Origin of the sequence: Serratia sp. CY33525, from assembly GCF_052169115.1 — a bacterium.
GTDB classification, from domain to species: Bacteria; Pseudomonadota; Gammaproteobacteria; order Enterobacterales; family Enterobacteriaceae; genus Serratia; species Serratia sarumanii.
Map to the genome: position 1 here is coordinate 1 of NZ_JBJNLK010000036.1, position 674 is coordinate 674.

Here is a 674-nt window from a genome sequence, read left to right on the forward strand (position 1 = left end):
GTGTAGACGAACACGTTGCGCAGCTTCATCAGCGCCGCCATGCGCACCGCGTTGCGGGCGTATTCCACGAACATCAGGAAAGTCGCCGAGTACGGCAGGAAGCCGCCGTGCAGCGCGATACCGTTGGTGATGGCGGTCATGCCGAACTCGCGCACGCCGTAATGAATGTAGTTGCCCGCCGGGTCAACGTTCAGCGCTTTCGAGCCGGACCACATGGTCAGGTTGCTCGGCGCCAGGTCGGCGGAGCCGCCCAGGAACTCCGGCAGCACCTTGCCGAACGCTTCCAGCGCGTTCTGCGACGCCTTGCGGCTGGCGATGTTGGCCGGGTTGGCCTGCAGTTTTTCAACGAACGCCTTGGCGTCGGCTTTCCAGTCGGCCGGCAGCTCGCCGTTCATGCGGCGCTTGAACTCGGCGGCCTGCTCCGGGAAGGCCCTGGCGTAGGCGGCGAATTTGTCGTTCCAGGCCGCTTCTTTGGCCTGACCGGCTTCCTTGGCGTCCCACTGGGCGTAGATGTCCTGCGGGATTTCAAAGGCGGCGTATTTCCAGCCAAGCCGCTCGCGGGTGGCGGCCACTTCGGCGGCGCCCAGCGCGGCGCCGTGCACGTCATGGGTGCCGGCCTTGTTCGGCGAACCGAAGCCGATAACGGTCTTGCACATCAGCAGCGACGGCTTGTC

The 674-nt window shown here is 65.4% G+C and carries 1 pseudogene; it reads right to left on the minus strand.

Annotated elements, in window-relative coordinates:
• A pseudogene (locus ACJ8IM_RS25200) lies at positions 1–674 on the minus strand (transketolase); the annotation flags it as partial.